Source organism: Zooshikella harenae (assembly GCF_018837975.1).
In the GTDB taxonomy this organism is placed as follows: domain Bacteria; phylum Pseudomonadota; class Gammaproteobacteria; order Pseudomonadales; family Zooshikellaceae; genus Zooshikella; species Zooshikella harenae.
On the sequence record NZ_JAGSOY010000039.1, the window covers coordinates 1 to 13,125 of the forward strand.

Below are 13,125 nucleotides of genomic sequence, written 5' to 3' on the forward strand. Positions count from 1 at the left end.
CAACACATTGTTGATACGCATTGGCTATTCCGTAGTAATTAATCCAGCTGACTGAGTTTAAATAATTGGAGTTTGTCAAACTTCAATATCCTTGAAATTATTTGGTTATAAATGACATTTAAATTAACTGTAATTAAAGTGGTGAGAAAATGCACTCCTCCTCGCCCCCTGCGTGTTTCGTGTCATAAAAAAATTGCGAAAAAAATTATTAGGTAGTTAATAGCTGCAATAGCTTATGAACTGAGGAGGATGGAGGTATGGAGCTGGACTCATAAAATGAAATTAAATCTAGCGTATTACAGTAAAATTCAATATCTGTGTAATTGATTTATCATGTGTGATAGAGAAAAAGTATTTTAAGTAAGTTATTTGTGGCTCTCAATATATGCCATTGTGCCTAACATTATATTGCCTCAAGAATTGTTAACCCTATCAGGAAGTCGAGCGTGTGGAATGAGTGAGAAAGTAAAAAAGGCCCTTATCTGGATAAGGGGCATACTTGAGAGTGAAAGCATTCAATACCAAGTAGTTGGTGGGCTTGCAGTGCGCATTCATGGTGGTACTCGCCCTGTTGCAGACATCGATATTTACATCCCAAAGAGCTCTGCTAGTAAATTGCTCCAACATGTTCAGCCTTACATATCTAAGCCGCTCACTCACTATGTTGAAGAGGCATGGGATCTTGAGTACTTCCAGCTAATTTACGAGGGGCAAAAAATTGAAATTGGGTTGTCGCCCGGTACCAAGATTTTCGATAAGCGCACCTCAAAATGGCTTGAGTTAGAAATCGATTATGGGGTTTCGGTTAATGGCATCTATGAAGGTGATGAGGTTCCAGTCATGCCGATTCCTGCTCTTGTTGCGTATAAATCAGTACTCGACAGAGACGTTGATCGAATCGACGTTGCGGAGTTAACCCAAACATTGGCAAGATAACCAGTCGCTCAAGCGGAAGCGTTAAATCACTTAAACCTATTTGAGCAGTTCTTGCATTCAGTTTAGTATACAATGTTAGTTGTATACTTTTTGGCAAAGCTACACTTTATCTTATTGATATTTATGTGTTTTATATTTGAAACTATTCTGCATAAAAAATATAAATATGTAATAAAATCAATAGATTATGTATAGATATCCATAAAATGGGGTTGTGGCGTTCAGACTTAAACGCTTTGTATTATTAACCCTGATAACAAACCTCAACAGTTGACTAAATTATACTGCTATAAAATCAACCGTTGAGTATTGTATTTATGTGCTTCTGGATGCTAACTCATACAGATAAATATGCCCTAATTATCACAGATTATGGTTGAGGGATAGTACATTTTATTTTACCACCCAGTTTGCATTAATTTACCGTCAACATAACGCCAGAGCTTTAATGGATTAGCATTTTGTAATTCAGGCGGAAGCAGTTCATCTGGCGTATTTTGATAACAGCAGGGTTGTAGAAAGCGTTGAATAGCCTGGCTGCCAACAGAGGTAAAGTGGTTATTGGTTGTGGCTGGATAAGGACCACTATGGTGCATGGCATGATTAACGTCCACACCAGTCGGGAAACCATTAAATATTATTCGACCTACATGTTGCTGTAGAATAAACAGTAATTGCTGAACTAGTGGCGTATTATTTTGCTGAAAAATAGAAGCCGTTAATTGCCCTGACAATTGATTAGCCAGTGTTATTAATTCATCTTGTGTTGAACATTTAATGAGTAATGTTGTTGGTCCAAATAACTCTTTTTCTAGTTCAGGGTGTTTTAAAAAGTGTTTTGCTGAAGTTGAGAGTAATTGTACCTGGGCTTGATTTGCCCCTTGGCTGGGTCGACCAGATGCAAGAGTAATTACACCGGGTATCGACTGTCGTTTATCACATTGCTGAATATAATGTTGATAAATAGTTGAAGACAGCATGGTTTGAGCGGGTTGTTGTATACACAGATTTTTTAGCGTTTCAATAAATACTGATAGATTTTCATCATCAATCACTAAAATTAAACCAGGCTTCGTACAAAACTGTCCAGCATTCAGGGTGAATGATTTACATAGGTTTTCTGCAATGACTTCATGTTGTTGTTTAAGTGCATCAGGCAAGATAAAAACAGGGTTGCTGGCCGCCAACTCGCCATAAAAAGGAATTGGTTCTGAGCGTTGGCAGGCAAGGTTATATAAATGCCGACCTGCTTGTAGAGAGCCGGTAAAACCAACGGCTTTAATGGTGGGGTGTTTGACCAGGGTTTCACTTAACGAATGTTGTTGTCCTTGCAGTAGGGAAAAAATTCCCGCAGGCATGGCTGTTTCTTTGATGGCTTGATCTATGGCATAAGCGACGAACTCGGACGTACCTGGATGCAAGGGATGGCCTTTAACAATCACAGGACAACCAGCTGCTAAGGCCGATGCTGTATCACCACCCGCAACAGAAAATGCCAGAGGAAAATTACTGGCGCCAAATACGACTACTGGTCCTATGGGCAGCTGTGTTTGTCGTATGTCCGGTTTGGGGAGAGGCTGACGGTCAGGATTGGCTCGATCAATAATAGGGTGTAATCCTTGATCCTGTTCAAGAAGATCTGCAAACAGCTTGAGTTGATTAATGGTTCGTTGCAGTTCACTGGTAAGGCGGGTTTCAGGAAGAGCGGTTTCATTTATGGCTTGCTCTATAATACCAGGTCCAAGTTGTTGAAGCTGTCTTGCAATAGCGCTTAACAAGTTTGAACGTTCTTTTGCTGAAAATGCACGGTAATCTGTAAAGGCAGACTGTGCTTTCTTTGCGGCTAAGTCGACCAGTTTTTGGTTAGCCTCAAAGTAATGGGTGGGTAAGCGTTCATCAGTGACTGGATTATACGCATTAAAGGTAAGCTGGTCTTTTGGTTTGATCCATTCTCCAGCAATATAAGACAAGCCTGTGAGTGATGGCAGTATGGGGAGGGTTGAGTTAGGGGATATTTGTGGCATAAGTGCATCCTTGCGTGTTATTAGGTTGAAAAGCTAAACATATAGTCAATGCGAATGGTTTTTAGGGGAGGGCATCAAGTGGTGAAGCCCCAGGAGCTTATAAATAAGTAAGTGACTGACTGAGGTGCAGAATGAAGATAACAAAGCCTTTGTGCCCTAGGAGTATAAAACCATTCGCGAAGGATATTGTTATAGTATCCTTGATTGATGACAGGTTATTTTACTTCAAAACCTTGCCAGTATGGGTCATCAGTATCAACCCAGATGCTGTTATGACCTGTGACTTTAGCCCAGCCAGTAATACTAGGGAGAATGGCAGGGTAGTGGCCCACCTCAGTCATAGCTTCTACACGTCCAGTAAATAGACTGCCAATAATACTTTCATGAACAAATTGATCTCCTGCTTCCAGCCGGCCTTTGGCTGCCCATTGTGCCATTCGGGCGCTGGTACCTGTACCACAGGGGGAACGGTCAATGGCGTTACTACCATAAAATACGGCATTACGGCTGCTGGCTTCAGGTTGGGTTGGAGCGCCTGTCCAGAGTATATGGCTTACGCCTGAAATGGTTTTATCAAGGGGGTGTTGACAGGTGACTGCTTGGTTAAGCAGCTCACGAATATGTGGACTGTAGTGTAGAATTTGCTGGGCAGAAAGTGATGCTAGTCCCTGATAATTAGGTTGGGGGTCAATAATAGCGTAAAAATTTCCACCAAATGCAATATCGATCGAGAGTTCACCCAGTTCTGGACAGTTAATGACGACATCCTGGTGAAGTAAAAATGCGGGAACATTAAATAAGGTCACTTCACTGACATATTCACCTTGTGTTTTATAATTGAGGTGTATTGTCCCGGCAGGAACATCGAGGATTAATTTTCCAGGGTGTTGTGGGTGTAATAAGCCAGATTCTAATGCTGCTGTGACAGTACCAATCGTGCCGTGTCCACACATGGGCAAGCAGCCACTGGTTTCAATAAATAAAATACTGGCATCGGCGCTTTTAGAACAAGGTGGATATAAAAAAGCGCCGGACATCATAGCATGTCCACGTGGTTCAAACATTAACGCTTGTCGAATCCAGTCATAATGCTGAAGAAAATACTGACGTTTTTCACTCATGGTTTCCCCTTTTAAGTGGGGGTGTCCGCTAGTGACCAGACGGACTGGATTACCACAAGTATGGGCATCAATACAAAAAAAAGTCCCTTTGCGCATAGCTTTTCTCTTATTATTTTGTTTTGAATTCACTGTAAAAGGGGTTGATCTAAAAGTCAAAAATATGCATTCCTTTTTTCTTGCAATAATTTACGTCATTTAAACGTCATTATTTTAAGGGAATATCAAACGAGCAAGCATGTATTATTAATGTCTACCTGTTTTTGATTTGGCTGTTAAAAAAATGATAAATATGCCAGTAGAAGGTGATATTGCCGTTGTAGGGGCGGGAATTATTGGTATTTGTTGTGCAATTTTTTTGCAGGAGCAAGGTTTTAAAGTCGTTTTAGTGGATCGTGAACCGCCTGCTATGGGGGCATCAAAAGGCAATGCTGGTCACTTTGCGACGGAGCAGGTATTGCCTTTAGCCTCGCCACAACTTGCCTGGCAGCTTCCCTCTATGTTGTTGAATCCTTTTGGACCTGTTGCCATTCAGTGGCGCTATTTTTTTAAGGTCATGCCCTGGTGGTTACGTTTTCTACGACAAATGTCGAGACAACAATATCAGCAAAATAGTAAAGGCATTGCTGCGTTAAATAATAATGCGTTGCTAGCCTATCGAGATTTACTGTCGCGCACAGGGCTGAAAACGTTAATCCGTTGCCAGGGTTCAATGTTAGTGTTTGAAACACAACGGGCCTATTTTAGTTACTTGAACCAATTGGAGGCCATGCAGGCACAAGGGGTTCAGTATGAATTAATGTCTGGCGCTCATGTTTTAAAAAGTGAACCAGCGTTAAATACTAATATAAAAGCAGGTATTTTTTTTCCGGATACGTGGCATACCGTTAATCCTTGGCAATTTGCGACACAATTATTTAATTATTTTCGCCGAGAGGGTGGGGTATTTAAACAAGCAGAAGTACTTGAGCTTACGCGAAAACATAATGGTAAACATCAGGGCATTAAGGTTAAAACAACCGCAGGAAAATCCTGGTGGGTGCCCCGAGTGGTGATTGCTACAGGTGCTTGGTCGAAACCTTGGGTCTATCAGCTAACGGGGAAAAAAGTCCCTTTAGATACAGAGCGAGGTTACCATTTAAATTTACAGGGTTATCAAAATATTATTTCGATGCCTGTTACCTCTGGCGAGCGTAAGTTTATTATGACGCCAATGAATGAAGGACTACGCCTGGCCGGTACGGTAGAGTTTGCGGGTTTGTCATTACCCCCTAATATGCGGCGCGCTAAGATGCTATTACCTCATGCTCAAGCGTTATTACCTGGGTTACCTGAACAGAAAATTGGTGCATCGCAATGCTGGATGGGATGTCGGCCATCATTACCTGACTCTTTACCTGTCATTGATGAAGATAAAGGTGTTTATTTTGCTTTTGGGCATCAACATTTAGGATTAACCCAAGCGGCAATCACTGCGTTATTAGTGAGCCATTTGGTGACGGGCAAACGGAGTGACATTGATTTAACGCCGTATCAATTATCTCGATTTTGATACACAAAAATACAAAATATACCCACAAAGATGGATTTTATAATAATTAACCAATGGAGGGGCAAGCCAAAATGGATATAAGTTGGAAAGGCGTTTTTCCTGCGATAACCACACAGTTTAATCAAGATGAATCCATTAATTATGCGGCTACCCAACAGCAAGTGGATCATCTTATTCGCGAGGGGGTCCATGGTATTATTGCTTTGGGTACTGTGGGGGAAAATTGCTCTTTACATGAAAGTGAAAAAATAAAACTGTTATCCGCCGTTAAAGAGGCGGTAGCGGGGCGAGTCCCCTTATTATCCGGTGCGGCTGAATATACAACACAAGGTGTTATCGATTATATCCAACAAACAAAACAAGTGGGTGTTGATGGCATTATGTTATTACCTGGCATGGTGTATTCTGCATCAGAAGCCGAAACAATAACCCACTATCAATCAGTCGCTAACCATTTTCCAGATATACCCTTTATGGTGTACAACAACCCGGCGGTTTATGGGGTCGATGTGTCTATTGCGGTAATGGCTCAGTTGGTACAGTGCCCAAATATCGTGGCAATTAAAGAATCATCATCTGACACACGTCGTATAACGGAGCTTTTTAATCACTTTGATGAACGCTTTATTGTTTTTGGTGGGGTTGATGATATTGCGTTGGAGTGCTTACTGCTAGGGGCAAAGGGTTGGGTATCTGGGCTCACTAATGCCTTTCCTAAAGAGTCCGTCACTCTGTATCTGTTAGCGCAAGCTGGGCGGCTTGCTGAAGCAAGAGCATTGTACCGTTGGTTTTTGCCTTTACTTCGTTTAGATACATTACCCACACTAGTGCAGTGTATTAAATTAGTGGATCAGTTGTGTGGGCAAGGCGTTGAGTGGGTTCGAGCACCTCGTCGCCCTTTACAAGGCGAAGCGCGGCAACAAGTGATCAATCTTGTTGAGAAAGCCATGGCCAACCGCCCTGACTTATCAATTATGTAATTTAGGCGACAGGTATTTCGCCATGAGTTGACGAATTTTGCCCTGATTAAGCAGATTATTCATACTCTGCACTAATGTTTTACTGATCTCAGAGGACTGCTCTGAACATAAGCAGGTTACTGGGTAGTTAGCATCCCTGAGGCTTGCCAGGCGTAAAGTAAAGTTTGGGTTATTCTTTTGGCGATAGTAATAAGACCAGGTATTGTCAATCAGGGCGTCAACCCGCTTCAGTGTTAACAAGCGATACAATGAATCGGTATCCTGACGGTTAAGTCGGACTGAATACTCTTTCTTAAAAAGGTCTTCAAGTTGTGGGCTATAGTAATAGCCTAAGCGTGCGGCAATGGTCATGCCTTGTAGCTGTTCATAGCTTTTAATATCGGGTGCCTCTTTATTCAAGATAAAGTATTCCTGATAGTGTGTTAAATCGGGTCCCCATATAAAGCGTTCAGGTTTTTCGAGCCAATGTCTGTTGTATAAACAAAGCATATGGATTTTATTCTCTGCTAACCATACTTCTGCGCGCTTGGTTGGTAGTAACTGAAAAGCGGCAATAAAGCCTGCCTTGTGAGCAATGGTTGTGCCTATATCAAAGACAATTCCGCCCACCAAGGTATCGTCTTGCATAATATCAATGGGGGGGCCATGGTGCACAAATCCTATTGTTATCAAGTCTTTTGCATGAACACTCAGTGTTATTGCTGCAAACAAAATATTTAACCATCGATACCTCATGACAATAACACCTTACCTCTTGTTTAGTGTATAAAAGCCCTACCTAATTTTTAGCATAGTTGAGCTGTTTGGGGTTGATTTAAAAGTAATCGTTTGAATAGTTTTATTGGGTTATAAATTGGTGCAAATGAGGGAGGTAAGTGGAATCAATATTGTAAATAAACAGCAAGTGTCTTGTAATTTGTGGTATAACACCAATGCTGGTTACAGGGAGGTGAGCAACAATGGAAAAGGACTAGTTATGTTAAAACGTTTTAATCAATGGTTAATTACAGGCTTACTTTGCTTGCTGTCGAGCATGAGCTGGGCGAACACTTTTGTTCAGTTAGAAAAAGCAACCATTGGTACGGGGCTAGGTTGTTATGGGGCGTGTGGCCATTTATCTGTGGCGGTGACAGTAGAAAACGTAGCAGCAGATAAGCAGGTTGTTGTGAAATATACCGTTGACGGTCAGTCATGGTATACCGGAGATGCCTATTATCAAGAGACGCTTGATAACAACCAGGAGCGTTGGTTTTTTGAAGTGAATATTCCTTCACGGCAATCTCCTGTTCAGTTAGCCGTGGGGATGCAGGCTAATGGTGAATGGCACTGGGATAATAATTATGGTCATAATTTTTTAGCCAAGGAAAACTTCCAACGTAAACCTGTTCAGTTTATTACGGCTGAAAGGGGAAGAGGTCTTGGCTGTTATGGACTGTGTGCAGACTTTACCGTTCATGTGGCGGTTGCCAACTTAGGCTACGAAAAAACGGTGCAAATGGTTTACCGTTTGGCGGATAGTGATCAATGGTATGAATCTTCTGTAGGCCGCTACGTTGGTGCATTAGACGATGGACGTGAATCCTGGGTACTTTATCTCCCTTATATTTATCCGAAAGACCGGGCTATTGAATTTGCACTTCGTTATCAAGTGGCAGGAAAGACCTATTGGGATAACAATAAAGGTGAAAACTATCTGTTCTAATTAACTACCTGTCTTAATTAATTGATTAAACTTTTTTTAATTGAATCTTTTATCTGAATCATTAAACGGAATAATGAAGCTTCATTATTCCGTTTTTAGCCTTCATGAGTTATTCATTTTTCCGGTGTTGTTGACGGTTCACAAGAACATACATTGAGCCCGCTCCACCATCAACGGGTGGTGTTGTACAAAAAGCCTGAACACAAGGGATCTGTCGTAGCCATGTATTTAAATAGTCTTTTAGAGTAGGGCGTGACGATTTGCGGCGGTGTGATTTGCCATGAATGATTTTTACACAGCGCATATTATTGGCTTGAGCAAAGCCCAGAAAAGCCATGAGTGTCGTTCGTGCTTCTTCTACACGATAACCATGTAAATCCAGGCAATACTCAACAGGTAGCTGACCTTGCTTGAGCTTGCGCATGCGATTCAGTTGTACACCTGAGCGTCGATATTCAACAGACGCTTCAGGACCCAAGGGGAGTAAGAGGCTGTCAGATAAACCATCAACATCTTGGGTTATTGCTTGCTCCGCAGCCAGACGGCGAGTAGGTAACGCCGCATGGTGGGGGTGGGGCTCTGAAGAGGTATGGATAACTTTATTGTGCTGGTAACGCTTTACCCCTTTCATCGCTTCATTAAAGGCTGCTTTATCTTCCTCATTGAGTGCCTTGCTATTATTAAGCGTATTTGAACTATCAGCCTGTACTGCATCAGGTGGGTGTTTAGCATCAGCCATGAGGAAAACCATTAAAACCTACAGCACTAAAATGAAAACTCAATGTTACTGCCCTAGTGCGTTACTTGAATAGAAAAACAGCATCATCGTTAACTTTGCGTTAACATAGCGTCTCGTTAATGATAGTCAATAGCTTTGGCCAATAGGAGACGAATGTGGTAGGTCAGCAAAAGCTTGCTTTTGACGGTTTAGAAACAGTCCGTGACTTCATCCGTTGGGCGTACAGTCGCTTTAATGAGGCTGAATTATTTTATGGGCATGGTTCGGATAATGGCTGGGATGAGGCTGTTCACCTGGTTTTGCAAAGTCTTCATTTGCCCTGGGATATTGATCAACGCGTTTTGGATAGCCGGCTGACCTTGGAAGAAAGGACTCATGTCGCTGATTTAGTGTCTCGACGCGTTATTGAACGAATTCCTAGTGCTTATCTGGTGAATCAAGCTTGGTTTTGTGGGCTACCCTTTTATGTTGATGAGCGCGTTCTTGTGCCTCGTTCACCGATTGCTGAGTTAATTGATCAGCATTTCCAACCTTGGTTGGGTGAGCAAGCGGTATCGCGCGTCCTGGATATGTGTACAGGCAGTGGCTGTATTGGTATTGCAGCGGCCTATGCGTTTCCTGAAGCAGAAGTGGTGCTTTCCGATATTGATCATGATGCACTACAAGTGGCGACCATTAATATTGATAAGCATGAACTGGATGACCGGGTTACAGCAATAGAGGCAGATTTGTTCCAGGGTATACCACTGCAGCTGTTTGATATTATTGTTAGCAATCCCCCTTATGTGGATGCTGAAGATTTGAGTGATATGCCTCCAGAGTTTCACCATGAGCCAGAACACGGGTTGGCTTCTGGAGAGGATGGTTTATTCCATACATTACAGATTTTGGCTCAGGCTGCGGATTATCTGACAGAGCAAGGTTTGTTAATTGTTGAGGTAGGTAATAGTCAATGGGCTTTGCAGGATAAGTTTCCCCAAGTGCCTTTTAATTGGCTGGCTTTTGAGCATGGTGGAGATGGTGTCTTTTTATTAGAAGCAGAACAGTGTCGTCAATTTCAAGCAGATTTTAAGCAGGCACTGAGTGATTTTTAATTATACCTTTTTACCAATTAATGCACGACGATCACTGTGCTTGGTAACATGTTAAGTGTTTTTTGAGCGCAATAAACGAAGCAAGTAATCAGTAAATGTAAATACGCAGTAGAGAGTCAATTCATGGCGGGTAATACATTTGGAACCTTATTTACAGTGACAACGTTTGGCGAGAGCCATGGGTTAGCACTGGGCTGTATTATTGATGGCTGTCCCCCGGGATTACCACTGACAGAGGCTGATATTCAGCAGGAGCTTGATCGTCGTAAACCGGGTACGTCAAAGTTTACTACTCAGCGGCGTGAACCTGATGTGGTGAAAATTTTATCCGGTGTGTTTGAAGGCGTAACAACCGGTACGCCGATTGGTTTGCTGATTGAAAATACGGATCAGCGTTCAAAGGATTATGGCAATATCAAAGATCAGTTTCGGCCTGCGCATGCTGACTATACCTATTGGCAAAAGTATGGCATCAGAGACTATCGTGGCGGAGGTCGCTCTTCTGCCAGAGAAACTGCAATGCGGGTCGCAGCAGGGGCGGTGGCGAAGAAGTATTTACAAGCCAAAGGGATTACTGTTCGTGGCTTTTTATCGCAGCTAGGCCCTATTAAGGTAATGCCTGATAGTCTTTGCGATGTGAATTGGGCGGAAGTGAATAACAACCCATTTTTTTGTCCCGACCCCAGTCGCGTCAGTGAGTTGGAAACCTACATGCAGGATCTGCGCAAGGAAGGTAACTCTATTGGGGCAAAAATAACCGTTGTTGCATCGGGTATGTTGCCTGGGTTAGGCGAGCCTATCTTTGATCGATTGGATGCAGATATTGCTCATGGCTTGATGAGTATTAATGCGGTGAAGGGGGTGGAGATCGGTGCGGGTTTTGACTCAATCACCCAAAAGGGGACTGAGCACAGAGATGCATTAACGCCTGAGGGCTTTACCTCTAATAATGCGGGTGGCGTCCTTGGAGGCATTTCCAGTGGCCAGGATATTATCGCGCATATTGCGCTTAAGCCTACCTCCAGCTTGCATTTACCAGGGGATAGTATTGATGTTCATGGACAGCCCATCACGGTTGTCACCAAAGGCCGTCATGATCCATGTGTGGGTATTCGGGCGACACCCATTGCAGAAGCGATGCTGGCTTTAGTGCTGATGGACCATTATTTGAGGCACCGTGGTCAAAATGCGGATGTTTCTGTGTCTACGCCTGTGATCCCAGCACAGGTGCCTTTAACAGACAACAATAAGTAATTATGTTGTTTTGTCTATGCCTGTAGACAGTCCATCAAACACTGTACCAGTGCGTCCTCTGGCCAGTGTTTATGGCTGGTACTTTGTCATTTTAGGGATTTTGGTGCCTTATTGGGCGCCTTACCTACAAAGCCAAGGCTTTTCTCCTAGTGAAATTGGTATTCTCCTGGCGATTCTAATGGCCACCAAAATCATTGCGCCATTGGTGTGGGGGTTGTTGGCGGACTATCTGTTTTGCTCATTAAAACTAATAAGACTAGGAACGTTGTGTAGTGTGCTGGCTTTTGCGGGCGTCTTTTGGGCTGATGACTTTTGGCTTATGGCTCTGGTTATGGCTGGCTTTAGCTTTTTTTGGAATGCGGTATTGCCGTTATTTGAAGTGATTACGCTACGTTTTCTGCAGGGGCAAACTCAGTTTTATAGTCGCATACGGCTGTGGGGGTCTATTGGCTTTATTATTGCTGTCTTGGGGGTTGGTAGTTTGCTGGACTATGTCAGCCTGGACTGGGTGCCATGGGTGTGTTGGTCCGCGTTTTGGGGATTATGGTTAGTTAGTTTAACCTTACCTAAACCTGTGAAGACGAAAGCTGAGCAGGCTTCGTCCTCTGCAAAAGCTCAACGTTTCCTCTTAAGGCCAATACTCGGTTTTTTTATCGTGGTTGCGCTTGTTCAGTTGGCACATGGACCTTATTACACATTTTTTAGTATTCACTTGCAGGATCATGGTTATAACCATACAGCCATAGGTGCACTGTGGGCGCTTGGTGTATTGGCTGAAATCATTCTTTTTTTATTTATGCACCAGTTGCTACCTAAGCTCGGTATTCGTGGCTGCTTAGTGCTGGGGCTTTTGGGGGCAGTCCTTCGCTGGCTAGTGATTGGCTGGTGGGTGGACAACTTAATGCTCATTACGATGGCACAGTTGCTTCATGCATTATCCTTTGGCGCATGTCATGCTGCATCGATTGAATTTGTCCACCGCCATTTCCCAGAGGGATTGGCGGGGCGAGGGCAGGCACTTTACAGTGGCATTAGCTTTGGCCTGGGCGCAGGGCTCGGTGCGCTGGCTGCAGGCTATGGCTGGGATAATTTAGGGGCGACGATGACATTCAGCATGGCCAGTTTGGTATGTATATTTGGGTTATGGGTGATTTATATTGCCTTGCCTCAGGAACGTTGATCTTGCTTTAACACGTCTTTAGGACGTAAACACTCTCGTATTTTTCCTACATCAGGCCCAATATTACGCCAGTGGTTGATGGGTAAATCAATACACACGGCAGCGCAGGTAGTTAGATGGCCAGGGAAAGCACTGTCCAGTTCGGTGGCAAGCATCTCTAAGCCCGGGTTATGACCAATGACCATTAAGCTGGTAATCGTATCAGGTACTTCACTGATGACAGTGTATAGTGCAGAGGTAGGTGCTTCGTAAATCATTTCTTCCCACTGAACTTTTTTGGGTTTGATTTTAAAATAAGGCAATAAATGTTTAGTGGTTGATCGGCAACGTTTCGCTGGACTGGCAATAATATATTGTGGAATCCAACCCACATCAGCTAATACTTGCCCCATCTGTGGCGCAACGGTTTTTCCCCGCTTATTTAAAGGACGATCAAAATCTTCGAGCGTACTGTCTTTCCAGCTTGATTTGGCATGTCGTAATAAAATGAGTTCCTTCATGTATTTCTTCCTTTATCAAGCATCCTCATTATTAGCACTATATTTT

General features: G+C 43.0%; 12 protein-coding genes. 7 read left to right on the forward strand and 5 right to left on the reverse strand.

Annotated elements, in window-relative coordinates:
* Positions 1 to 453 precede the first annotated feature (453 nt).
* Positions 454 to 936 carry a nucleotidyltransferase domain-containing protein gene (locus KCG35_RS15475; protein WP_215820696.1) on the forward strand — a complete coding sequence of 161 codons (483 nt, stop codon included), beginning with the start codon at positions 454 to 456 and terminating at the stop codon, positions 934 to 936.
* 398 nt (positions 937 to 1,334) lie between these two features.
* On the opposite strand, the gene KCG35_RS15480 is transcribed toward KCG35_RS15475, so the two are convergent.
* Complete coding sequence (locus KCG35_RS15480) at positions 1,335 to 2,960, reverse strand: aldehyde dehydrogenase (NADP(+)) (RefSeq protein WP_215820697.1); 1,626 nt, start codon at positions 2,958 to 2,960, stop codon at positions 1,335 to 1,337.
* A gap of 215 nt (positions 2,961 to 3,175) precedes the next feature.
* Positions 3,176 to 4,177 (reverse strand): 4-hydroxyproline epimerase, encoded by a 1,002-nt coding sequence (locus tag KCG35_RS15485; RefSeq protein WP_215820698.1) that lies wholly within the window; start codon positions 4,175 to 4,177, stop codon positions 3,176 to 3,178.
* A 193-nt stretch (positions 4,178 to 4,370) separates the two neighbouring features.
* Here KCG35_RS15485 and KCG35_RS15490 point away from each other — a divergent pair, with 193 nt between their 5' ends.
* Positions 4,371 to 5,630: an NAD(P)/FAD-dependent oxidoreductase gene (locus KCG35_RS15490; protein ID WP_230409205.1), complete on the forward strand. Its 1,260-nt coding sequence runs from the start codon at positions 4,371 to 4,373 to the stop codon at positions 5,628 to 5,630.
* A 71-nt stretch (positions 5,631 to 5,701) separates the two neighbouring features.
* Positions 5,702 to 6,610: a dihydrodipicolinate synthase family protein gene (locus tag KCG35_RS15495; RefSeq protein ID WP_215820700.1), complete on the forward strand. Its 909-nt coding sequence runs from the start codon at positions 5,702 to 5,704 to the stop codon at positions 6,608 to 6,610.
* Here KCG35_RS15495 and KCG35_RS15500 read toward each other — a convergent pair.
* Positions 6,599 to 7,345 (reverse strand): substrate-binding periplasmic protein, encoded by a 747-nt coding sequence (locus KCG35_RS15500; RefSeq protein ID WP_215820701.1) that lies wholly within the window; start codon positions 7,343 to 7,345, stop codon positions 6,599 to 6,601. The two genes, KCG35_RS15495 and KCG35_RS15500, sit on opposite strands and share 12 nt — an antisense overlap.
* 241 nt (positions 7,346 to 7,586) lie before the next feature.
* Between KCG35_RS15500 and KCG35_RS15505 the strand changes: the two genes are divergently transcribed.
* Positions 7,587 to 8,312: a carbohydrate-binding protein gene (locus KCG35_RS15505; protein WP_215820702.1), complete on the forward strand. Its 726-nt coding sequence runs from the start codon at positions 7,587 to 7,589 to the stop codon at positions 8,310 to 8,312.
* 109 nt (positions 8,313 to 8,421) lie between these two features.
* Here the strand turns inward: KCG35_RS15505 and KCG35_RS15510 are convergent, their stop codons facing one another.
* Positions 8,422 to 9,051 (reverse strand): Smr/MutS family protein, encoded by a 630-nt coding sequence (locus KCG35_RS15510; protein ID WP_215820703.1) that lies wholly within the window; start codon positions 9,049 to 9,051, stop codon positions 8,422 to 8,424.
* A 155-nt stretch (positions 9,052 to 9,206) separates the two neighbouring features.
* On the opposite strand from KCG35_RS15510, the gene prmB reads away from it, so the two are divergent.
* From prmB to KCG35_RS15525, 3 genes are all read left to right on the forward strand, one after another.
* A complete protein-coding gene (gene prmB, locus KCG35_RS15515; protein WP_215820704.1) occupies positions 9,207 to 10,145 on the forward strand; it encodes a 50S ribosomal protein L3 N(5)-glutamine methyltransferase in 939 nt (312 codons plus the stop codon).
* A 123-nt stretch (positions 10,146 to 10,268) separates the two neighbouring features.
* Positions 10,269 to 11,399, forward strand: coding sequence for a chorismate synthase (gene aroC, locus KCG35_RS15520; RefSeq protein ID WP_215820705.1), 1,131 nt, complete (start codon positions 10,269 to 10,271; stop codon positions 11,397 to 11,399).
* A 16-nt stretch (positions 11,400 to 11,415) separates the two neighbouring features.
* Entirely contained in the window at positions 11,416 to 12,579 is a 1,164-nt protein-coding gene (locus KCG35_RS15525) for an MFS transporter (RefSeq protein ID WP_215820706.1), read from the forward strand.
* Here the strand turns inward: KCG35_RS15525 and KCG35_RS15530 are convergent.
* A complete protein-coding gene (locus tag KCG35_RS15530; RefSeq protein WP_215820707.1) occupies positions 12,567 to 13,079 on the reverse strand; it encodes a SixA phosphatase family protein in 513 nt (170 codons plus the stop codon). The genes KCG35_RS15525 and KCG35_RS15530 overlap by 13 nt on opposite strands.
* Between the last annotated feature and the right edge of the window lie 46 nt (positions 13,080 to 13,125).

Excerpts from the sequence above, each read along its gene's own strand:
- KCG35_RS15475 (WP_215820696.1), top strand. The coding sequence starts at position 454 with ATGAGTGAGAAAGTAAAAAAGGCCCTTATCTGGATAAGGGGCATACTT.
- KCG35_RS15480 (WP_215820697.1), bottom strand. The coding sequence starts at position 2,960 with ATGCCACAAATATCCCCTAACTCAACCCTCCCCATACTGCCATCACTC.
- KCG35_RS15485 (WP_215820698.1), bottom strand. The coding sequence starts at position 4,177 with ATGCGCAAAGGGACTTTTTTTTGTATTGATGCCCATACTTGTGGTAAT.
- KCG35_RS15490 (WP_230409205.1), top strand. The coding sequence starts at position 4,371 with ATGCCAGTAGAAGGTGATATTGCCGTTGTAGGGGCGGGAATTATTGGT.
- KCG35_RS15495 (WP_215820700.1), top strand. The coding sequence starts at position 5,702 with ATGGATATAAGTTGGAAAGGCGTTTTTCCTGCGATAACCACACAGTTT.
- KCG35_RS15500 (WP_215820701.1), bottom strand. The coding sequence starts at position 7,345 with ATGAGGTATCGATGGTTAAATATTTTGTTTGCAGCAATAACACTGAGT.
- KCG35_RS15505 (WP_215820702.1), top strand. The coding sequence starts at position 7,587 with ATGTTAAAACGTTTTAATCAATGGTTAATTACAGGCTTACTTTGCTTG.
- KCG35_RS15510 (WP_215820703.1), bottom strand. The coding sequence starts at position 9,051 with ATGGCTGATGCTAAACACCCACCTGATGCAGTACAGGCTGATAGTTCA.
- aroC (WP_215820705.1), top strand. The coding sequence starts at position 10,269 with ATGGCGGGTAATACATTTGGAACCTTATTTACAGTGACAACGTTTGGC.
- KCG35_RS15525 (WP_215820706.1), top strand. The coding sequence starts at position 11,416 with ATGCCTGTAGACAGTCCATCAAACACTGTACCAGTGCGTCCTCTGGCC.
- KCG35_RS15530 (WP_215820707.1), bottom strand. The coding sequence starts at position 13,079 with ATGAAGGAACTCATTTTATTACGACATGCCAAATCAAGCTGGAAAGAC.